Origin of the sequence: Hydrogenovibrio marinus (assembly GCF_013340845.1) — a bacterium.
In the GTDB taxonomy this organism is placed as follows: Bacteria; Pseudomonadota; Gammaproteobacteria; order Thiomicrospirales; family Thiomicrospiraceae; genus Hydrogenovibrio; species Hydrogenovibrio marinus.
The window spans coordinates 1949518-1971134 of sequence record NZ_AP020335.1 but is presented as its reverse complement, the minus strand read 5'-3'; the positions used below and the strand labels follow the sequence as shown (position 1 = coordinate 1971134).

The following is a 21617-nucleotide window of genomic DNA, read 5'->3' as shown; positions in this document are numbered from 1 at the left end:
ATCGTTGAGTTAAATCTAATAGATTTAAATTAAACAAATACATTGAGCCGAACCTTGTTAGTTGTTAAGCGTGGAAATCAGTCAAAAGAGAATACGTCGATACCTTTTTCATCCATTAGTTCTAGCGCCCGCCCGCCACCACGAGCAACACAGGTCAATGGGTCGTCAGCAATAATTACGGGTACACCTGTTTCTTCAGAAAGCAATGTGTTCAGGTTTCTCAATAAAGCACCACCACCTGTTAGCACGATACCGTGCTCTGCAATGTCAGCACCTAATTCTGGTGGTGTGTGTTCTAGAGCGGTACGTACGGCACTAACGATAGCAGCCAATGGCTCTTGAAGTGCTTCAAGTACTTCGTTACTGTTTAGTGTAAAACGACGAGGAACAGCTTCAGCAATGTTACTACCATGAACTTCTAAAGTATCAGGGTCAATCTCGTGATAAGCCGTACCAATTTCTTTTTTGATTTTTTCAGCAGTAGCTTCACCGATGATCATGCCGTAGTTGCGGCGAACATATTTGATGATAGCATCATCAAAGCGGTCACCACCGACCTTAACTGAGTCAGACCAAACGATCCCATTTAGTGATAGTGTGGCAACTTCGGTAGTGCCACCACCGATATCCACAACCATAGAACCGGTAGCTTCACTCACTGGCATACCCGCACCAATCGCAGCGGCCATAGGTTCTTCAATTAAGTACACTTCACGCGCGCCAGCACCGGCAGCAGACTCACGAATGGCTCGTCTTTCAACTTGAGTTGATCCACAAGGAACACAAACCAATACTCTAGGGCTTGGTTGGAAGAAGCGGGCTTCATGTACTTTTCGGATAAATGCTTGAAGCATTTTTTCGGTGACTTCGAAATCGGCGATAACACCATCTTTCAAAGGGCGAACCGTTTCAATGTTTTGGTTCTCTTTCCCTAGCATTTGCTTCGCACCTTCACCAACAGCAACGATGGAACGTGAATTACCGCTCTGGCGATTGGTTCGAATTGCAACCACTGAAGGCTCGTTTAGAACCATGCCTTTGCCACGAACGTAGATCAATGTGTTTGCTGTGCCTAAATCAATAGATAAGTCGTTAGAAAAAAGTCCGATGATTTTGCGTAACATGTATTGCAATTCCTTAAGCTAGAAACGAAGGGATATTAAGGTATTAAATGTATTTATGAATACCCTAAAAGACCGGCAATCCTGTCCGGCTGTCCCACTAAACGAGATTGAGCCATTTTATAACAAACTCACTGAAAAAAGTCACCATTTTATATCTGATTTTTTTATAGAAAAAAGGAGCTGTCTCTTTTTAGAAAAGCCGAAATGTGGTAATTTAATAGGAATTTTTTTCAGTGAAATTTTTGGTGTACATTCTTTAGTGTTTGTGCGCTTGTTGTGAGGAGTTTTATCAGTGTCCATCGGAAAAGATGATGTTAACAAAATCTCGCGTTTAGCAGCCATTTCTGTTTCTGAGCAGGAAGTCGATCAGGTTGCTGATAAGTTGAGTAATATTTTAGATCTTTTTGCGCAGATGCAAGCGGTCAATACGGATGGTGTTGAGCCGATGTCTCACCCATTAGACCAAGTACAGCGTTTACGTGAAGATGTTGTGACCGAAAGCAACAATAGAGATAAGTATCAAAAAATTGCACCTTCGGCAGAAGGTGGAATGTATTTAGTGCCACAGGTGATTGAGTAAGTTATGCATAGACTTTCCATTAAACAAATGAGTGAAAAGCTCCAAGCCAGAGAAATTACCAGTGTTGCTTTGACTCAGCACTATTTGGATCGTATTGAAAAATATGATGGTGATTTGAATGCATATATCACCGTTACGCCGGAGTTGGCGATTGAGATGGCAAAAAAAGCCGATGAAATGTTGGATAAGGGTGAAGGCTCACTGTTAACAGGTATTCCTGTTGCGCATAAAGATATTTTTTGTATCGATGGTGTGAAGACATCCTGTGGCTCGAAAATGCTACATAATTTTGTCGCGCCCTATGATGCGACGGTCGTGGAAAAACTTAAGGCTGTTGGAATGCCTATCTTGGGTAAAACCAATATGGATGAGTTTGCGATGGGATCATCTTCTGAAAGTAGTTATTATGGTCCAACCAAAAATCCATGGAGGTTAAATGCTGTTCCAGGTGGTTCGTCCGGCGGTTCTGCGGCGGTGATTGCTGCAGGTCTTGCGCCTTTGGCAACAGGTACCGATACGGGGGGATCTATTCGACAACCGGCTTCATTCTGTGGAATTACGGGTATTAAGCCGACTTACGGTGCAGTGTCTCGTTATGGGATGATCGCTTACGCTTCTAGTTTTGACCAAGGTGGCCCTATGTCGCGTAGCGCCGAAGATGCTGCTTGGTTGTTGGATGCTATGTCTGGGTTTGATGCCAAAGACTCAACGAGTCTTGAACAAGAAAAGCCGGATTACACGACTCGGTTGGCTGAATCTTTGAAAGGTTTGAGAGTTGGTGTGCCGAAGGAATACTTTGGTGAAGGGCTTGATGCATCTGTGTCAGATGTCACGAAAGCTGCTATTGAGGTTTTACGTCAGCAGGGTGCTGATATTGTCGAAGTCAGCTTGCCGAATAAGGATTTAGCGGTGCCTGCTTATTATGTACTGGCGCCAGCGGAAGCATCTTCGAACCTGTCTCGTTTCGATGGTGTACGTTATGGACATCGTTGTGAAAATCCAAAAGATTTGAGTGACTTGTATATGCGCTCACGTTCTGAAGGATTTGGTGCGGAAGTAAAACGCCGAATTATGGTTGGAGCTTATGCGTTGTCTGAAGGTTATTATGATGCTTATTATCTGAAAGCGCAGAAACTACGCCGCATGGTGCGCGATGATTTCATTAAAGCATTTGAACAGTGTGATGTGATTGTTGGGCCAGTTGCCCCAACACCAGCATTTAACATTGGTGAAAAATCAGATGATCCAATCAGTATGTATTTGGCCGACCTTTATACGATTCCAGTCAATTTGGCAGGGTTGCCGGCAATGTCGATCCCAGCAGGATTTTCGGAAGGTCTACCGGTAGGGTTGCACTTGATTGGTACTTACCACTCTGAAGGCAAGCTGCTAAATGTTGCTCATCAATTTCAACAAGTGACTTCCTGGCATGAGCAAATGCCGGAAGCATATCAATAGGAGGTGGTCATGACTTGGGAAGTGGTTATCGGTCTTGAGATTCATGCTCAGCTCAATACAAATACAAAGATTTTTTCAGGTTCTTCCATTGCTTATGGTGCGGAACCAAACACCCAGGCAAACTTATTGGATTTAGGGATGCCGGGTCAATTGCCTGTGTTGAACAAGGCGGTGTTGCCTAAGGCAATTCGTTTTGGTTTGGCGGTTGGTGCGACGATTGGACGCAGATCAGTTTTCGACCGTAAGAACTATTTTTATCCAGATTTGCCGAAAGGGTATCAGACCTCACAGTTTAGCTACCCAATTGTTGATAAAGGTGGCGTTTTGGAAATAGAAGTGGATGGTGAAACCAAAAAAATTGGTATTACACGTGCGCACTTGGAAGAAGATGCTGGTAAGTCGGTTCATGACGCGTTTCCTGGTCAAACGGGCATTGACTTGAACCGTGCTGGGACACCATTGTTGGAAATTGTTTCTGAACCAGATATGCGTTCAGCGCAGGAAGCGGTGGCTTATGCTCGCAAGATGCATGAGTTGGTTCAGTATCTTGGTATTTGTGATGGCAATATGCAGGAAGGTTCATTCCGTGTTGACTCGAACGTATCTATCCATAAGCCTGGAACGCCTTTCGGAACACGTGCTGAGCTGAAAAATATCAACTCATTCAAGTTTATCGAACAGGCGATTGAATATGAGATCGCTCGTCAAATCGAAATTCTTGAATCTGGCGGTAAAGTTGTACAGGAAACTCGTTTGTACGACTCTGAAAAGAATGAAACACGTTCTATGCGTGCAAAAGAAGAGGCGAACGATTACCGTTATTTCCCGTGTCCTGATTTATTACCCGTCGTGGTAACTGATGAGGATATCGAGGCGATTCGTGCCGAAATGCCGGAGTTGCCAGGAGCTAAACGTGCACGTTATGTGTCCGAGTTCGGATTGTCTGATTATGATGCTAGCTTCTTGACCGGTTCAAGAGCGATGGCAGAATACTTTGAAGCTGTGGTTTCGCATTCCAAAGATGCGAAAATGAGTGCAAACTGGGTCATGGGAGAATTGTCTAAATCCTTGAATCAGCAAGGTATCGATATTAATGAATCTCCGGTGTCTGCTGAAGCTTTGGCTGGTTTGTTGGCGCGTATTCAAGATAACACCATTTCTGGAAAAATTGCCAAGCAAGTGTTTGATGCGATGTGGAACCAAGAAGGCTCCGCGGATGAAATTATTACGGCAAAAGGATTGAAGCAAATCACCGATTCATCAGCAATCGAAGCTTTAGTCGATGAGGTTTTAGCAGCAAATACTGCACAAGTTGAAGCCTATCGAAATGGTCAAGATAAGATGTTTGGCTATTTTGTCGGGCAAGTGATGAAAGTGTCTCAAGGTCAGGCAAATCCTGGTCAGGTTAATGAGATATTGAAGCGCAAGCTATCCTAATTTTCCACGCATAATGCTAACCCCAACCTGGTAGATTTTTGCCAGGTTGGCGTGCTTGGTTAAACCCTAGGGTTTAATTCTTAAAAAAGTCTGACTCTTTCTTCTTTTTCTCTTGAAAGAGCATAAAAAAACCTTATAGTAGCCATTAAATACGCTTTAAATAACAAGTTCACAATGTCTAAAAAGTGGACGTTTGTAGTCTAATGGAGGTTTCGATGAAACGTATTGGTCTGTTTTTATTAATGAACTTTGCCGTCATTGCGGTGGCAATGATCACCCTGAATTTGTTGGGTGTCAAAGGCTATATGAATAGCCAAGGCTTGGATCTGAAAAATCTATTCATCTTTGCTTTGGTGTTTGGTTTTGCGGGTTCTTTTATCTCTTTGGCAATGTCAAAGTGGTTGGCAAAAATGTCTGTGGGTGCTCAAGTTATCGAACAACCACGTAATGCTGATGAGCAATGGTTGGTCGAAACGGTTTGTGAGTTTGCACAAAAAGCGAACATCGGTATGCCTGAAGTGGCTATCTATGACTCACCAGAACCTAACGCTTTTGCAACTGGGATGACAAAGAACTCATCAATGGTTGCGGTATCTACCGGTTTGATGCGTAACATGCAGAAGAACGAAGTAAGAGCGGTTCTTGGGCATGAGGTGGCGCACGTTGCAAACGGCGACATGGTAACAATGGCCCTGTTGCAAGGTGTATTGAACACCTTTGTAATCTTCTTTGCGAAAATCGTGGCTTACATTGTTGACCGCGTGATTCTTAAGAATGAAGAAGAAGGTATGAGCTTTACATTCATTGCCGTTGATTTCATTGCTCAGATTCTATTCGGTATTCTGGCAAGTATCGTTGCGATGTGGTTCTCACGTGTTAGGGAATTCCATGCGGATAACGGTGGTGCTTACTTGGCTGGCAAGGAAAACATGATTGCAGCTCTACGTAGATTGCAAACCATGCATCCAGGTGAGTTGCCAGATCAAATGGCAGCATTTGGGATTTCAGCAGGTCCTTCTAAATTGGGGCAGTTATTTATGTCTCACCCACCTTTGGAAGAGCGTATTGCTGTTTTGGAAAACACAGCACAAGCGCAATTGAAAATCGCATAATTCTCATTAAATAGTTAGCGAAAAAAAAACCGGCATCTGCCGGTTTTTTTATGAGAAGGCCTAGAAAGTTGTCTATATTCTTGATTGCGCTTCGGATTGTATGCGTTTAATCATGTGATATAGCCCAGTGGATCGGTTGGCAGATAGGTGTTGTATCAGGCCGATTTCAGCCAAGAAGCCAAGAGGCGCTTCGCTGATTTCTTGAGGGGTTCTGCCTTGGTAGACTTTGAGCAGTAAGGCAATTAGCCCGGCAACGATTGCAGCATCTGATGTGGCTTGCATATAGAGATGCCCATCATGTTCCTCAATGTAAATCCATACTTGGGACTGACAGCCGTGAATTCGGTTTTCTTCAGTTTTAAACTCGTCTGGCATACCTTGAAGGGTTTTGCCCATGTCGATGAGGTATTTGTAGCGATCCTTCCAGTTGTCGAAGTGGGTGAAGCGCTTGACCAAATCGGCTTGTATGTCAGCAATGCTTTTTTCTGCGGGTTGATAGTTCATAAGGAAATGGAGTGTAGTTTTTCAAAATGGCTATTCTATCAAAAAGTAGAAATGGATGTGTCGTACTGGTTTTGCTGGTTGGTTTTTGATTTGCGCAAAATAAATAAGATTGATTTAAAAATAGATGGAAAATGTTTTATCGTTTCATCTGATATTAAAAATAAAAACAACAAAAAAGAAATGAAAGTTTTTAAGGAGAAAAACATGGAACAAATGTCACGTCGTAATCTTCTGAAAAAGACGTTATGGGGAAGTGCTTCATTGGTCGGTTTGTCCGCAATGACACCTCTTTATGTTCATGCTAGTATGGAATTTAAAGGCCCTAAAGTGCCTGATGTTGATGCAGTGAAAGTGTCTGATCACTGTTATTACATTCCAGCACTGGGGTCATCACCTTCGCCAGAAAACTATGGGATGTTTAGTAACCCAGGTTTCGTGGTAACGCCAAAAGGGGTTGTGGTGATTGATACTGGTAGTTCTGTTCAGATCGGTGAAATGATTTTACGACAAATCAAAAAAGTGACTGACAAGCCTGTTGTAATGGTGATTAACACCCATTATCACGGAGATCACTGGCTGGGGAATCACGCGTTTGTCGCAGCCAATCAAGATGTTAAGCTTTACTCTCATGAAGCGGTGCAAAAAGTATTGAAAACAGATGGTGGGAAGTTCTGGTTTGATTTTATGCAAAGAAACACCGACAACAAAATTACCGGGACAGTAGTAACGATTCCGAATCAAACCCTGAAGGGGGGTGAAGTGTTTGGAATGGGAGGCGTGACTTTGAAGGTCCACCACTTTGGACGTATGCACACCGAGTCTGACGTGGCGGTTGAAGTGGTTGAAGATAAGACGATTTATATGGGGGATATGGTTATGCGTCGTATCGCCAATATGGAAGATGGTTCTTATAAAGGAACAATCGCCGGCTTGGACAGTGTTTTAAGCCTACCTGTGAATCAGTATATTCCGGGTCATGGTAAGCATGAAGGCAAGCAGTTGATTTTGGATGGTAAAGAATTTATGGAAACCATCTATAAAAACACCGCTAAATACTATGATGAAGGTTTGTCAGATTTTGAAATGAAGCCTAAAATCATGGTAGAGCCATTTATGAAAAATGTGGCTAGCCAGTGGTCAGGCTATCAAAGTACCTTGGGAAAATTTATTGTGGTTGCCATTAAAGAGTATGAGCAATCGATGTTCTAAGGGATGATTTTTTTGGCGTCCATTGTGGTGGGGCAGGCTGGATCAGCCTGTCTCCGCTTTGGCGCGAAAAAATAAATTCTTCTAGTCATTTTTGGGCAAAAAAAATGTCATAAAAGTGTAGTAAAAAGGCTAAAGGGGGTTTGCTAATATTCCCTCCGTTGAGTTAGTCGCCAATTAAGGGGACCAACAATTAAAGCCAATTCCTTTTAGGAGAATATCGTGAAAAAACTATTAGCGACTGCGGCATTAGCTGCAAGTATGACAACAACAGCTTTTGCTTCTACTATTGAAGGCACAGGAGCTTCTTTCCCATATCCAGTATATAAAGCGTGGATTTCAGAATACTATAATGCTACAGGCAATAAAGTAAACTATTCACCAACTGGTTCTGGTACTGGTATTAAAGAAATCACTGCTCGCCACGTTGATTTCGGTGGTTCTGATGCGCCTTTGAAGCCATCTCAACTTCACAAAAGCGGTCTTTACATGTATCCAACAGTTGTTGGCGCAATCACTTTCTCTTACAACATTCCTGGTGTTAGCAGCCTAAAACTTTCTGAAAAGTCTATTTCAGGTATCGTTATGGGTCACATCAAGTACTGGGATGACGCTTCTCTAAAGCATGACAACCCAAGTGCTAGCCTACCACACAAAAAAATCCTTTTCGTTCACCGTTCTGACAAGTCTGGTACAACTTTCAACTTCTCTTATTACTTGGCGAAGATGAACAAAACTTGGAACAAAGAGTTTGGTGCGAAAAAAGCAATCAACTGGCCTATGGAAAACCGTATTGCTGGTAAAGGTAACTTCGGTGTTTCAACTGCAATCAAAACTAACCCTTACTCAATTGGTTATGTAGATTATGCTGATGCTAAGAAAAACGGTCTAGAAATGGCGACTGTTCAAGGTCAAGGTGGTAAGTTCTACGCACCTACAGTTGATAACTTTATCGCTGCTGCTGGTCATGCTAGTCTAGATCCTAAGAAAGATTTCTACTCTATCATTGCATATCCTGAAAATGCATACCCAATGGTAGCTGCAACTTTCATTTTGCTACCAAACGACTCTAAGAAAAACAAAGAAGTAACTGACTTCTTCAGATATTCTTATGAGCATGGTGATAAAGCTGCTGCAGATCTAGGTTACGTTCCACTGCCAAAAAGCGTAAAAGAAAAGATCTACGGTTACTGGGCTTCTAAAGGTATCAAGTAATATCTTAGTTCTCTAAAATATGGTGCCCCTAAGTGGGCACTATGTTTTTAGAGTCTTTGTAAAAGCGGCCAATATCTTCTTTTACAAGGGTTCTAAACAGATTTACCTTGCAGGCATTATGGATGTTATGCCGCTCTTGGATGTTGACATGATGGTTTTATCCTCTAGAATTTAAACACTTTTAAAGTCAAAGAAAAAATTAGGGCGGTTATGGAAAAAATATTTGCAAGGCTCTCCCAGATTAGTGCGAGTCTGGTCTTTGTTGTTTTAGTCTCGACACTTGTGACTCTCTATATTTCGGCAAAGCCTGCTATTGAAGAGTTTGGGGCGAAGTTCTTGATTGACGCTCGTTGGGGTGTTGATGTTCCAGTTGAAACGCCTTCCTCTTCTGACCAAAAACCTGCTCAACAAGCCTCACAGTCTAGTGCACCTGATGCTCATTTAGATGGTGGTATCAATGTCGGCGACGATGGTGTTAATGTTGACGACGACGATGGTGTTAATGTTGGTGATGACGATGGTGTTATCAGTAACTCGCCAACAAAAGAAGTGTTTGGTGGTGCGGTTGCAATCGTCGGAACTGTTTTTTCAACTATTATTGCCTTATTGTTTGCCGTTCCGCTTGCAATGGGGATCGCCATTTTCCTATCAGAAATTGCTGCGCCAGCTATTTCTAAGCCTGTAGGGGTTGCTATTGAGTTGCTTGCAGCCATTCCGAGTATTATTTATGGTATGTGGGGCTTGTTCTATTTTGGTCCATTCATTGCCTCGATTTTTGGTGGGCATTCAGTATCTTTGTTGGTAGCGGGTCTAGTGCTTGGCGTAATGGTCATTCCATTTATGGCTGCTTTGAGTCGTGATGCAATCAACACTACTCCAGATGTATTAAAAGAAGCTGCTTATGCTGTGGGCGCTACTAAGTTTGAAGTGATTAAAGATGTTGTGTTTCCTTATGCCAAGGCGGGCATAATCGGTTCAATTATTATTTCATTAGGCCGTGCGCTGGGTGAAACAATGGCGGTCGCCTTTGTTATTGGTGGAGTCTTTGAATTTGCGAAGTCTGTTACAGACCCAACCAACTCCATCCCAGTAGTATTGGCAAATAACTTCTCAGAATCTAGTGGTCTGAGCTTGGCATCTCTGTTCTACTTGTCATTGATTCTGTTCGTTGTCAGCTTCATCGTAATCTTTACGGCGAAACACTACTTCTTGAGAAGAGGCAAATAACATGAGATTGTGGATAAATAAACTAGTTTTGGGTCTGTCTAGCCTTGCGGCAATTATTGGATTGGTATTTCTTGGCTGGATATTGATTACGCTAATTATTAAAGGCTCTGAGGCGCTTTCACCATATATCTTTACACATGATTTGATTAACAATGGTATTCGAAATCTGTTGTTTGGACAGTTTGTGCTAGCAGGTTTGGCAACAATTATTGGTATTCCAATTGGGATTATGGCTGGGATTTACCTGCAGGAATATAGCAATGGTAGCAAGTACGCCGATTTTATCCGTGACTTGTCAGATGTTATGATGTCGGCACCATCTATCGTTATCGGTACCTTTGTTTATGCTGTTGTGGTTATGCCGACAGGTCATACGGCTGGTTGGGCGGGCGTGTTCGCTCTATTTGTTATGATGTTACCCATTGTTGTGCGTGCAACAGACGACATGTTGAGCTTAGTGCCTACCGAGTTGAGAGAAGCAGGGATTGCTATCGGTGCATCGAAATACCATGTCATCGTAAATATTATCTTAAGAGCGGCAAAGGTTGGTATCGTAACTGGATTGATTCTAGCATTTGCCCGTGTAGTCGGTGAGACAGCACCTCTTTTGTATACCAGTGGTTCAAGTGTGTATTGGTCAACGGATTTGAGTGATACTTTCCCGTCAATAACGGTCTCGATTTATAACTTGGCTACTATGCCGGACGATAAGATGGTTCAGTTGGCTTGGGCAGCTGCACTGGTTCTAACATTCTTCGTATTGATTCTCAATCTGTTGGGAAGATACATTATTCGTGAAAAGCATCATTAAAAGGTTTTTAGCGTGAAAGATATTGCCAATATTATGGAAATTCAGGATTTTAGCTTTACTTATCCTAAAGCTGAAAATCCTTCATTGAAAAACATTAATCTTCCAATTAAAGAAAATCACATTACAGCTCTAATCGGTCCTAGTGGATGTGGTAAATCAACATTGCTAAGAGCCATGAATCGCATTCACGACCTATATCCAGGATGTCGCTATGAAGGCGCTATCAAACTGAAGAACCAAGATGGTTCGATTGGGAACATTTTGGATATTAAAAAAGAAAACGACTTTATTGCATTGCGTCAAAGAGTGGGGATGATTTTCCAAAAGCCAACACCTTTTCCGATGACGATTTATGAAAACATAGCTTATGGTTTGCGCATCGCAGGGATCAAAAATAAGAATGATCTTGAAGAAATTATCGTTAAGTCTTTGCAGGACGCAGCACTTTGGAATGAAGTAAAAGATAGATTGCATCAAGATGCTAGGGGTTTGTCGGGTGGTCAGCAACAACGTTTGTGCATTACGCGTGTTGTTGCTCTGAAGCCTGATTTGATGTTGTTTGATGAGCCAACATCTGCACTTGACCCTATTTCAACGTTGGCGATTGAAGAAATGATTCTAGGTTTGAAAGAGAAATACAGCATTGCAATCGTAACGCATAACATGCAACAGGCATCTCGTATTTCCGATTACACCGCGTTTATGTATCTAGGGGATTTGGTTGAGTTTAACGACACTGATGTGATGTTTACTAACCCTAAAGAACAACAAACCAATAACTATATTACCGGTAAGTTTGGTTAACAGATTTCTAATAATTTTGTGCTTTGAGCCCGCTTTTGCGGGCTTTTTTTATGGGCTTTTAAATTTCCGCGTTGATGAAATCTAGTACTTTATCTAAGCCACTGTAGTTAAGGCTTGTGTTTGCCTTTTCCTGAACGGCAGGTTTTGCATGATATGCGATGCTTAGACCCGCTTCATTCATCATTAGCAAGTCATTTGCACCGTCGCCGATAGCAATCGCTTGGTCTAAATTGATGCTTAGTACATCACACAATTCTTGAAGAAAATAAGCTTTCGCTTCAGCACCGATAATGCCGCCAACTATTTTTCCAGTGAGTTGACCTTCAACGATTTCCAGATGGTTGGAGCGTGTGAATTGAATGTCTAGCTGTTCTTTTAGCCTGTCTGTGAAATAGGTGAACCCGCCTGATACTAGAGCGAAAGGTATTTTTCGGTTTTTTAGCCCATTAAGCCATTCTTCTGCACCTGGATTAAGGAATAGACGTTCGTCATAAACTTTCTGCAAAGCAGTTTCCGATAGCCCATTTAACAGCGCTACTCGTTGTGTAAGTGAACTTTCAAAGTTCAGCTCACCACGCATCGCCGCTTCTGTGATGGCGGAGACTTGAGGTTTTAAGTTCATCATATCGGCAATTTCATCAACACACTCAATACCGATTAAAGTCGAATCCATGTCGCTAATGACCAGCTTTGCTGTTGACGGAGTGAACCCTTTAGGTAAAAGGTTAATGTCTATTTTCAGGTTGTCACTTAATTCTTGAACAGAGGACATATTTGGCGAGTCAATATTAACTTGATAATGGCTTGCCACAGCGTAAGGTGTGGAACCTAATATAGATTCGATTTCTTGAGTCTGCGTTTGACTAAGATGATTTGTGTGAATAATTAGCATGTCGTCTCTGTCCGTAATTTATAAATTTTTTTCTGAAACTGGGAGGATTTGCGTTTTAGCGATTCTATCCTGAAGTGTTTGATGGTTGCTCGGTAGGAAAAGCCCAATCCAGCCAATAGGCCATAACAAAATACCTGTGAGGAAGCGTAGGTTGGCTTCAGTTCTAGTTAGTAGGGTATTGTTTTGCGTTATGAGTCTTAGCTTCCAGGTTCTGAGTCCCGGAGTCTGGCCTGACTGTGTCCAAAAGTACGTTAGGTACACATAGGTAATGGCGAGTAGATAAACCTGAAAGCCGAGCATGGAAGAAGATGAATTTTGCAGGTTTTCTCCTTGCCATACAACGAATGGTATCGCTGCCACAAACCATACTGAGCAGAGCAGTAATAAATCATATAAAAAGGCAAAAAGTATTTTAAATGGCAACATGTTCAAAGCTTGGTTTAAGTTATATCAGGTGGCAAATAATAATCTATTTTGCTTCAAATCTCAGTAAGATATAAAAATAGAGTACAAAATTAACCCTATTATTTAAAGGAGAGATAATTGAATTTACCTGACGGACATTTTTCTCTTTTTTGGATTGGCATAGGTTGGATGCTTTTTGCATTGGCAATCATCTGGAGTATTCGAACGGCGCCATGGCATAAGATAAAGGGAGACTCTGAGGCGCAGCATGTTTTTATTGGAACAACTGTTATCCTGTTTTTTTTATGGATATCAAGCGCTTCAATTGGTGATGGATTGAGCTTCCATGTGTTATTGGTTACGGCAGTGACGTTAATGTTTGGACCTCAGTTTGCATTGTTTTCGGCGTCCTTGGCATTAGTTGGCGTGACGCTTATGGGGAAGTCTGGGGCGATGATGTTTGGTATGAATGCGGTGCTCATGGCAGTCATTCCGGTGTCCATCTCTTGGATCATGGCGGTACTAGCATATCGATATCTAGAAAGGCATTTCTTTGTTTTTGTGCTTTTTAACGCCTTCTTTGCCGCGGCGGCCAGTACTTTTGCTGTGCTTTTGGCTGCGGCAGCGGTTATGTGGTTGGGTGGTTTGCACGAAACGGAGAAGCTAACGCAATCGTTCTTGCCTTACATTCCAATGATGGTCATTCCTGAAGCGTTTGCTAATGGGTTGGTGATCTTGACGTTGGTGATTTTAAAGCCGCAGTGGGTCAGTTGCTTTGATGATGACGAATTTTTAAAAGGGAAATAAAAAAACCGGCGAAAGCCGGTTTTTTTATTAACTTCTAACAAGTGATTACTTGTTAGGAATCCAAGCTGGTTGTAAATCAGCATATTTTTCCATCTGATTTACTTCAGCGTTAGCTGTTTTTAGAGCTTCTTGAGCAAGTTCCATTGCTTTTGCATCGTCACCTTTCTTCTTAGCTTCAGCAGCTTCAGCTAGGTAAGTGTCAACGTATGGTTGTTTCATTTTCTTTTGTTGCCAAACATCACCCATTTTTTTAGCTTTAGCGTGTTGAGCAGTTGCTTGAGCGACAACGTCATCGTAAGACATTGATTTTGATGGCATGCTTGAACATGCACCTAGTGTTAAAGTTGTGATGACAGCCGCACCAACAAATAGTTTTTTCATTCCGAATCCTCCAAGATAGATAGCTTAATTTATTTATTAAAAAGTTTTAAGCCGGTCTTATTCTAATCATAAATTTTCGCGATTTAAAGTAAAAATCATGAATTTGCCCATAAAACATTTTTTAACAAATAAATGAATCTAATAACTTATTCAGTTTACCGGCAGGGTATCAACCCTATATAATGTACACTATTTTTTATTTAATAGTGCTGTCGCCTAGTTTTGCCAACATTTTGTATGATAAACCAAAGGTTAGAGCTTTTCCTTATAAGGCTTTGATTTTATCTATCAAATTTATGTCGGTTGTTATAAATAGGTTCGATGGCATAAAAGGCACGTTCTGTTTCGACTTGTTTTCGAAATAGATTTAGAGGCTATATAAGTTGTAAGGTGAATTGGTATGCGTATTCTGCAAGAAGCACTGACATTTGATGATGTTCTATTGGTTCCGGCTCATTCAACGGTCTTACCTTCGGATGTAAGTCTAAAAACAAAATTAACAAGAAATATCGAACTGAGCATACCATTTGTTTCAGCAGCGATGGATACCGTCACGGAAGCTAGGCTGGCTATCTCAATGGCTCAGGAAGGCGGCATTGGTATTATTCATAAGAATATGACAGTTGAAGAGCAGGCGCATGTTGTGACCAAGGTGAAAAAATATGAGCACGGCGTGATCTTGGAGCCTATTACTGTTCAAGTAACCGATACTGTTGAGCAGGTTTTACAGAAAACCAAGGAAAACCGAGTATCAAGCGCGCCTGTTGTTGATGGAAATGACTTGGTCGGTATCGTCACCAGTCGTGACTTACGCTATGTTACCAACTTACAGAAACCAGTCTCTGAAATCATGACCCCAAAAGATCGCTTGGTTACTGTCAAAGAAAAAGAAGAGCGTGAAGTGGTCATGGAGCTTCTTCATAAACACCGTTTGGAGCGCTTGTTGGTTGTTGATGACGACTTTAATTTGAAAGGGATGATTACCGTCAAGGACATGGCGAAATCATCTGAGCACCCAAATGCTTCTAAAGACTCTAATGGACGTCTAAGAGTTGGTGCGGCAGTTGGTACTGGTGCGGACACGTCTGACAGAGTTGCTGCTTTGGTCAAAGCAGGTGTTGATGCAATTATTGTTGATACTGCTCATGGACACTCACAAGGCGTGCTTGATCGCGTAAAATGGGTAAAAGAAAACTACCCTCAGGTTGATGTGATTGGCGGAAATATTGCAACGGCTGAAGCGGCATTGGACTTGGTTAAAGCTGGCGCGGATGCCGTTAAAGTAGGTATTGGTCCTGGATCAATTTGTACCACTCGTATTGTTGCTGGTGTAGGGGTTCCTCAGTTAAGCGCAATTGCCAATGTTGCAGAAGCATTGGAGGGTACAGGTGTGCCTTTGATTGCAGATGGCGGTATCCGGTTCTCAGGTGACGTTGCTAAAGCATTGGTAGCAGGAGCTTCAGCTGTGATGCTAGGTAGTATGTTTGCCGGAACAGAAGAGTCTCCAGGTGAAGTGGAGTATTATCAAGGTCGTGCTTATAAGTCCTATCGTGGTATGGGATCTCTAGGCGCGATGTCTCAAAAGCAAGGGTCTTCAGATCGTTATTTTCAGTCTTCAAATGCTGCGGATAAACTTGTGCCAGAAGGGATTGAAGGGCGTGTTGCTTATAAAGGACCTTTGGCACCAATTATCCATCAGTTGGTTGGTGGAGTTCGTTCCAGCATGGGTTATACAGGCTGCAAAGATATTGGAGAATTCAATACCAAGCCGCAGTTTGTACGTGTTACTGGTGCCGGTATGGCGGAAAGTCATGTTCATGATGTGACTATCACAAAAGAAGCACCTAATTACCGAGTGTAAACATTTTGGAAACGTCAAACTTTGGTTTGACGTTTCTTTCAAATCTAAAACTCTTATCTCTTTATCGCTTAAGTGGAATTAATTACCTATGGCCGAACACAATATTCATTCAGACCGCATCTTAATCTTGGATTTTGGTTCTCAGTACACACAGTTAATCGCACGTAGAATTCGTGAAATCGGTGTCTACTGTGAAGTGGAACCATGGGATGTTGATGATGAAGCGATTACCAGCTTCAATGCCAAAGGGATTATTCTTTCTGGTGGCCCTGAAACCGTTATTGGTGACGATGCGCCAAAAGCACCAGAAGTTGTGTTTGAACTGGGACTTCCTGTATTGGGTATTTGTTATGGTATGCAGACCATGGCAGAGCAGTTGGGCGGTAAAGTGATTCATGCAGATGAACATGAATATGGCTATGCCCAAGTGCGTGCGCGTGGTCACACCAAACTGCTTAAAGATATTGAGGACCATGTCACGCCTGAAGGGTATGGCATGCTAGATGTTTGGATGTCTCATGGCGATAGAGTAGATGTCATGCCAGAAGGGTTTGTTCTGATGGCTTCTACAGGCAATTGCCCAATTGCTGGGATGGCGAATGAATCTAAAAATTTCTATGGCATTCAATTCCACCCTGAAGTGACGCATACCAAGCAAGGTGCGCGTATGCTTGAACGTTTTGTTGTTGATTTGTGTGGATGTGAAAAACTATGGACAACGACAAACATTATTGAAGACAGTATCACTCGTATCCGTGAGCAAGTTGGTGACGATGAAGTTTTATTAGGACTTTCAGGTGGCGTTGATTCTTCCGTGGTTGCTGCTCTATTACACAAAGCTATCGGCGACCAACTGACCTGTGTTTTTGTTGATCACGGCTTGCTTCGTCATCAGGAAGGTGATCAGGTGATGGCAATGTTCGCTGAAAACATGGGAATCAAGGTTATCCGTGTTGATGCTGAAGAATACTTTATGAAGCAGCTTGAAGGCGAAGCAGACCCTGAAGCGAAGCGTAAAATTATTGGTCATGCATTCATTGAAATGTTTGACCAGGAATCGGCGAAATTGACTTCAGTAAAATGGTTAGCTCAAGGCACGATTTATCCAGATGTTATCGAGTCGGCAGGTTCTAAAACAGGTAAGGCAAAAGTCATCAAATCTCATCACAATGTGGGTGGCTTACCTGAAGATATGAAGTTGGAGTTGCTTGAACCTTTAAGAGAACTTTTTAAAGATGAAGTTAGAAAGCTTGGTGTCGCGTTAGGATTGCCACATGATATGGTTTATCGTCATCCTTTCCCAGGTCCAGGCCTTGGTGTTCGTATTTTGGGTGAAGTGAAAAAAGAATATGCGGATATTTTACGCTTGGCGGATCATATCTTCATCGAAGAGCTTCGCGCAGCGGACTTGTATGACAAAACGTCACAAGCATTTACGGTTTTCTTACCCGTTAAATCCGTTGGGGTTGTTGGTGATGCAAGACGCTATGACTATGTTGTTGCATTGCGTGCAGTTGAAACCATTGACTTCATGACGGCTCGATGGGCGCATTTGCCTTACGATTTCCTGGAAAAGGTATCCAATCGTATCATTAATGAAATCCCTCGAATTACGCGGGTTACCTACGATATTTCAAGTAAGCCCCCAGCGACTATTGAGTGGGAGTAATGAAAAGAGAAAGGATGTCTAGCATCCTTTTTTTTCGTCAGTAAAAAGGTTTAGTTTCTTTGAGTGCCAGTTTAGAACAAGATATTTTTTGGATGCACCGCGCATTAGAGTTAGCCAAGATAGCAGAGTCTCAAGGAGAGGTTCCTGTTGGTGCAGTATTGGTTGATGACAACGGTTTGATAGCTGAAGGCTGGAATCAAACAATACAATCACATGATCCTACAGCACATGCAGAAGTGGTTGCGCTACGTAACGCCGGTCAAAAAATCAAAAACTATCGAATGCCTGGTCTGACCTTATATGTCACCTTGGAGCCTTGTCCAATGTGTGCAGGGGCATTGATTCATGGCAGAATCTCTCGTTTGGTGATTGCTACTGAGGATCCAAGAACTGGCGCAGCGGGCAGTTTGATAAACCTTGTTCAGCATCCAGAACTCAATCATGATGTGGAAGTTGAATTTGGTGTTTTAAAGGATGAAGCCAGTCAATTGATAAAGCATTTTTTCAAGCAAAAAAGAATGGCTGCTAAAGCGGAAAAACAAATCGATAAAAACGAATAGAGTTGCAACTAAGACTTGCCTCCGTTGAGAATAAATGCGAGTATTGTCTTATAAAAATTTTAATTGTTTTTCATGACAAGATAGCCAAAAAATTCTATGCAAAAAAGCGTTGATCCAGCTGAAGGGATAACCACTTATAAAATTCTTCCGGGAGAGTTCTATGTCACCAAGGAGAATGAACGCATCGAGACAGTATTAGGTTCTTGTATTTCTGCGTGTGTTAGGGATCCGGTTACTGGTGTCGGTGGGATGAATCACTTCATGCTACCCATGGACAAAAATGCTGCAGGCGCTTCAGAGTTATCGGACGCTAACCGTTATGGCAACTACGCGATGGAAAATCTTGTTAATGCTTTGCTAAATCTAGGAGCAAGGCGTGAAAGATTAGAGTTTAAGCTGTTTGGTGGTGGGCGAATTATGAGCTCAAAAACCAACATTGGTTGGTACAACATTGGCTTTGCTTTTGACTATATCTATACGGAAGGGTTCAAAATTGTTTCTCAAGATATCGGAGATGTCTACCCGAGAAAAATTTTGTACTATCCAACGACTGGAAGGGTTAGGGTAAGAAGGTTGAATGCTATGCACAATCAAACTCTGGCTGCAGAAGAAAGTCGTTATATTAATAATATTGGATCGAAACCTGTTGAGGGTGATGTCGAACTGTTCTGAGGAAGATGACTATGGATATGATGGAGACGTTTCGTCAAACTTATCTAGAAGAGAGTTTTGAAGGTCTGGATGTAATGGAAGCAGGGTTGCTGGAACTACCTCCTGGCGAACCTGATAACGAGAAAATCAATGAAATCTTCCGTGCGGCGCACTCAATCAAGGGTGGTAGTGGTACTTTCGGCTTTACCGAAATCATCGATTTCACGCACGTCTTGGAAACGCTTCTTGACGAAATGCGTGATGGACGTCGCCAAGTCACTCAAGAAGCAAACGATGTCATGCTTCAAGCGGTCGATGTTCTACGAGACATGATGACGCGTTTGCAAAACCATGAAACCATCGATGAAGAGCGTGCCGCTGAAGTTCAGGCTGAGCTTGAACGTATTTTGGGTACCAGTTCAGACGGGTCTTCTGCTGAGCCAACTCAAGCAGCAGCCAGTGAACCTGTTACCGTGCAAGAAGCAGGACAAGGTACTTGGAAACTTGAACTTATTCCAGAAACAGAATTGCTACAAACAGGTAATGAACCTATTCGTATTTTTAGAGAACTTGAAACCTTGGGTTCTCTTAACGCCATCGTAGATGATTCTTCGTTACCTGACATCAACGACCTAGATCCCGAAAAACTTTATTTGAAATGGACGCTTGAGTTGTCAGGCGACAATATTCAAGAAGATGACATTAGAGAAGTTTTTGAGTGGATTGATGGTGATGGCGCTGAAATCAAATATCACAAGCCTGCTTCTACTGCGGCAGTTTCAGAGCCGGATGTTTCAGCTGTGGCCGAAGTTGCTGTAACACAAGAGCCAGCTCTTTCTGCTGCGCCAGTACCAAAAGCAGAAACAACTCCTGCGGCAGCGCCGACCGCCAAGAAAGCTACTGCTGCCAAGGCAGTGGCTCCGAAGCAAGACAGCTCTATTCGTGTTGACTTGAGTAAGATTGACCAAATGGTGAACCTTGTTGGTGAGTTGGTTATTACGCAGTCAATGCTTAGCCAGTTTGGGGAGCAAGCAGAACAAGGCGGAGATAATACTGAATGGATTGATAAGTTGAAAGAAGGTTTGACGCATTTGGAAAGACATACGCGAGACCTTCAGGAAAGTGTCATGAACATCCGTATGTTACCAGTAAGTTTTGCGTTCAATCGTATGCCTCGTATCGTGCATGATGTGAGCCAGAAGCTTGGTAAATCAATTGAATTGGTAATGGAAGGTGAAGGTACTGAGCTGGATAAAACCATGTTGGAAGCCTTGACGGATCCATTGGTTCACATCGTGAGAAACTCAATTGACCACGGTATTGAAGCGCCGGATGTCCGAGAAGCAGCTGGAAAACCAAGAACAGGAACCGTTAAGATGGCCGCTTTCCACCAAGGTGGTAACATCCTGATCCAAATCACAGATGATGGTGCTGGGATCAATGCGGATAAGGTATATCAAAAAGCAGTTGAAAAAGGCGTTATCGAAGAAGGACAACATTTGTCTGAACAAGAGATTGTTGACTTGATTTTCCACCCGGGCTTCTCTACGGCAGATGTCGTGAGCGATATTTCAGGACGTGGCGTCGGTATGGATGTGGTGCGTCGAAACATTCGAGGGCTTGGCGGTTCTGTTGAGGTTAAAACTGAGCTTGGCAAGGGAAGTATCTTTACCATTCGTCTACCACTGACATTGGCTATCCTAGATGGTCAGCTTGCTAAAGTCGGTTCCGAAACGTATGTGTTCCCGTTGGTATCCATTGTCGAGTCTATCCAAGTTGATAAGTCACTTGTGAAAGGAATTGCAGGGCAAACCGAGCTTTATAAACTTAGAGATAACTATATTCCTGTTATTCGACTTCACGAGAAGTTGGGTGTTGAAGATGCAAGAACCGATTTAGAATCGGGGCTATTGGTTGTGGTTGAAGATAACGGTGAAAGAGCGGGTATTTTCGTAGACGACCTTTTAGGCCAACAGCAAGTGGTTATCAAATCACTGGAAAGTAACTATATGAAAGTCAACAGCATTGCTGGAGCAACAATCCTTGGGGATGGTACCGTATCTTTGATTCTGGATATTTCCGAAACCCTGTCAGGGCATAAGGGTGGAAGCCTGCAGCATAGCGCTGCTTGATAATGAATTGTTGAAAAAAATATAAAAAGAGAACTCTATGTCGTATGCACTTGGGGCGAAAGAAGTTCAAGAAACCATAATGGTTTTGAATTTATCTGTTGCTCAGATAGAACTATCAATCACCGATGGTGATAACTCTGTTAATACCTTGATCGATTCCTTTTCTTTTATGAGTAAACACATTGAAGGAATCGAAGCTTCCAGCAGATTGATTGCTGAAATGGCTGAAGATATAGAAGGCATGGAAGAGCATAATGCATCTTTGTTGTTGCAAACCAATGAGTTGGCTATGAAGATGCAGCAAGCCATTATTGCTTTCCAGTTTTACGATAAGTTGAGTCAAAGGCTGGATCATGTTTCTCAAGGTTTGTCTGGTTTGGCGGATATTGTCTCTCACGAAATGCATGCGCAGGATGAAGCTCAGTGGCAAGCATTTAAAGAAAGTGTTCGTAAAGGTACTACTATGAGAGAAGAAGAAGAGTTGTTCGAACTGATCTTTGATAAAGGTATGCCTGCTGAAGATGCGATTAACGAGATGAAAGAACGCATGCGAAACAGAATGCATGCAGAGGAAGAAGAAGAGGAAGAAATTGAATTTTTCTAGGGTTTATATATGCATTTTATTAAAGAAACCGCAGAAATGCGGTTTTTTTGAGTCTGCTGTTTTAAAGTAAGCGTGACAAGCGCTACTGGCTTTACTAGCGCTTATTTACACATAAATAATTTGAATTTTGAATTTACCTAACGATTCCTCACAATAAGACTTCTTCATTAAATAATT

22 protein-coding genes are annotated in these 21617 nt (G+C 42.3%); 17 read left to right on the top strand and 5 right to left on the bottom strand.

Features of this window, described 5'->3' with window-relative positions:
- Positions 1-77: 77 nt before the first annotated feature.
- Entirely contained in the window at positions 78-1124 is a 1047-nt protein-coding gene (locus tag HVMH_RS09380; RefSeq protein ID WP_029912899.1) for a rod shape-determining protein, read from the bottom strand.
- 292 nt (positions 1125-1416) lie between these two features.
- On the opposite strand from HVMH_RS09380, the gene gatC reads away from it, so the two are divergent.
- The 4 genes from gatC (at position 1417) to htpX (ending at position 5711) form a co-directional block, all read left to right on the top strand.
- Positions 1417-1704 carry an Asp-tRNA(Asn)/Glu-tRNA(Gln) amidotransferase subunit GatC gene (gene gatC / locus HVMH_RS09375; protein WP_029912902.1) on the top strand — a complete coding sequence of 96 codons (288 nt, stop codon included), beginning with the start codon at positions 1417-1419 and terminating at the stop codon, positions 1702-1704.
- A 3-nt stretch (positions 1705-1707) separates the two neighbouring features.
- On the top strand, positions 1708-3162 hold the full coding sequence (gatA, locus tag HVMH_RS09370) for an Asp-tRNA(Asn)/Glu-tRNA(Gln) amidotransferase subunit GatA (protein WP_029912905.1): 1455 nt from the start codon (positions 1708-1710) through the stop codon (positions 3160-3162).
- Positions 3163-3171: 9 nt separating this feature from the next.
- Positions 3172-4599: an Asp-tRNA(Asn)/Glu-tRNA(Gln) amidotransferase subunit GatB gene (gatB, locus tag HVMH_RS09365; RefSeq protein WP_029912908.1), complete on the top strand. Its 1428-nt coding sequence runs from the start codon at positions 3172-3174 to the stop codon at positions 4597-4599.
- 215 nt (positions 4600-4814) lie between these two features.
- A complete protein-coding gene (gene htpX / locus HVMH_RS09360) occupies positions 4815-5711 on the top strand; it encodes a protease HtpX (protein WP_029912911.1) in 897 nt (298 codons plus the stop codon).
- A 72-nt stretch (positions 5712-5783) separates the two neighbouring features.
- Here htpX and HVMH_RS09355 read toward each other — a convergent pair whose 3' ends face one another.
- On the bottom strand, positions 5784-6215 hold the full coding sequence (locus tag HVMH_RS09355; protein WP_029912914.1) for a SufE family protein: 432 nt from the start codon (positions 6213-6215) through the stop codon (positions 5784-5786).
- Between the two features lie 204 nt (positions 6216-6419).
- Between HVMH_RS09355 and HVMH_RS09350 the strand changes: the two genes are divergently transcribed.
- The 5 genes from HVMH_RS09350 (at position 6420) to pstB (ending at position 11478) form a co-directional block, all read left to right on the top strand.
- Entirely contained in the window at positions 6420-7424 is a 1005-nt protein-coding gene (locus HVMH_RS09350; RefSeq protein ID WP_029912917.1) for an MBL fold metallo-hydrolase, read from the top strand.
- A 219-nt stretch (positions 7425-7643) separates the two neighbouring features.
- Positions 7644-8636, top strand: coding sequence for a phosphate ABC transporter substrate-binding protein PstS (pstS, locus tag HVMH_RS09345; RefSeq protein ID WP_029912919.1), 993 nt, complete (start codon positions 7644-7646; stop codon positions 8634-8636).
- A gap of 210 nt (positions 8637-8846) precedes the next feature.
- Positions 8847-9863, top strand: coding sequence for a phosphate ABC transporter permease subunit PstC (pstC, locus tag HVMH_RS09340; protein WP_029912922.1), 1017 nt, complete (start codon positions 8847-8849; stop codon positions 9861-9863).
- Position 9864: 1 nt separating this feature from the next.
- Positions 9865-10674 carry a phosphate ABC transporter permease PstA gene (gene pstA, locus HVMH_RS09335; protein WP_051623144.1) on the top strand — a complete coding sequence of 270 codons (810 nt, stop codon included), beginning with the start codon at positions 9865-9867 and terminating at the stop codon, positions 10672-10674.
- A 12-nt stretch (positions 10675-10686) separates the two neighbouring features.
- On the top strand, positions 10687-11478 hold the full coding sequence (gene pstB / locus HVMH_RS09330; RefSeq protein ID WP_232087758.1) for a phosphate ABC transporter ATP-binding protein PstB: 792 nt from the start codon (positions 10687-10689) through the stop codon (positions 11476-11478).
- Between the two features lie 58 nt (positions 11479-11536).
- Here pstB and serB read toward each other — a convergent pair whose 3' ends face one another.
- Both serB and HVMH_RS09320 read right to left on the bottom strand, forming a co-directional pair.
- Positions 11537-12370, bottom strand: a complete 834-nt coding sequence (serB, locus tag HVMH_RS09325; RefSeq protein WP_029912931.1) for a phosphoserine phosphatase SerB — start codon at positions 12368-12370, stop codon at positions 11537-11539.
- Positions 12371-12388: 18 nt separating this feature from the next.
- Positions 12389-12730 carry an RDD family protein gene (locus HVMH_RS09320; RefSeq protein WP_232087836.1) on the bottom strand — a complete coding sequence of 114 codons (342 nt, stop codon included), beginning with the start codon at positions 12728-12730 and terminating at the stop codon, positions 12389-12391.
- On the opposite strand from HVMH_RS09320, the gene HVMH_RS11830 reads away from it, so the two are divergent.
- Together HVMH_RS11830 and HVMH_RS09315 are read left to right on the top strand one after the other, a co-directional pair.
- A complete protein-coding gene (locus HVMH_RS11830) occupies positions 12669-12863 on the top strand; it encodes a hypothetical protein (RefSeq protein WP_232087841.1) in 195 nt (64 codons plus the stop codon). The genes HVMH_RS09320 and HVMH_RS11830 overlap by 62 nt on opposite strands.
- A gap of 50 nt (positions 12864-12913) precedes the next feature.
- Positions 12914-13582: an energy-coupling factor ABC transporter permease gene (locus HVMH_RS09315; RefSeq protein ID WP_029912934.1), complete on the top strand. Its 669-nt coding sequence runs from the start codon at positions 12914-12916 to the stop codon at positions 13580-13582.
- A gap of 45 nt (positions 13583-13627) precedes the next feature.
- Here HVMH_RS09315 and HVMH_RS09310 read toward each other — a convergent pair whose 3' ends face one another.
- A complete protein-coding gene (locus HVMH_RS09310; RefSeq protein ID WP_029912937.1) occupies positions 13628-13963 on the bottom strand; it encodes a hypothetical protein in 336 nt (111 codons plus the stop codon).
- Positions 13964-14363: 400 nt separating this feature from the next.
- Between HVMH_RS09310 and guaB the strand changes: the two genes are divergently transcribed.
- The 6 genes from guaB (at position 14364) to HVMH_RS09280 (ending at position 21440) form a co-directional block, all read left to right on the top strand.
- Complete coding sequence (gene guaB, locus HVMH_RS09305; RefSeq protein ID WP_029912942.1) at positions 14364-15824, top strand: IMP dehydrogenase; 1461 nt, start codon at positions 14364-14366, stop codon at positions 15822-15824.
- Positions 15825-15912: 88 nt separating this feature from the next.
- Positions 15913-17493: a glutamine-hydrolyzing GMP synthase gene (gene guaA, locus HVMH_RS09300; RefSeq protein WP_029912943.1), complete on the top strand. Its 1581-nt coding sequence runs from the start codon at positions 15913-15915 to the stop codon at positions 17491-17493.
- Positions 17494-17552: 59 nt separating this feature from the next.
- A complete protein-coding gene (gene tadA / locus HVMH_RS09295; protein WP_035629094.1) occupies positions 17553-18053 on the top strand; it encodes a tRNA adenosine(34) deaminase TadA in 501 nt (166 codons plus the stop codon).
- Between the two features lie 96 nt (positions 18054-18149).
- Positions 18150-18725, top strand: a complete 576-nt coding sequence (gene cheD / locus HVMH_RS09290) for a chemoreceptor glutamine deamidase CheD (RefSeq protein WP_029912947.1) — start codon at positions 18150-18152, stop codon at positions 18723-18725.
- Between the two features lie 11 nt (positions 18726-18736).
- Complete coding sequence (locus HVMH_RS09285) at positions 18737-20836, top strand: chemotaxis protein CheA (RefSeq protein WP_174403347.1); 2100 nt, start codon at positions 18737-18739, stop codon at positions 20834-20836.
- A 37-nt stretch (positions 20837-20873) separates the two neighbouring features.
- Positions 20874-21440 carry a hypothetical protein gene (locus HVMH_RS09280; RefSeq protein WP_029912953.1) on the top strand — a complete coding sequence of 189 codons (567 nt, stop codon included), beginning with the start codon at positions 20874-20876 and terminating at the stop codon, positions 21438-21440.
- Positions 21441-21617: the final 177 nt, after the last annotated feature.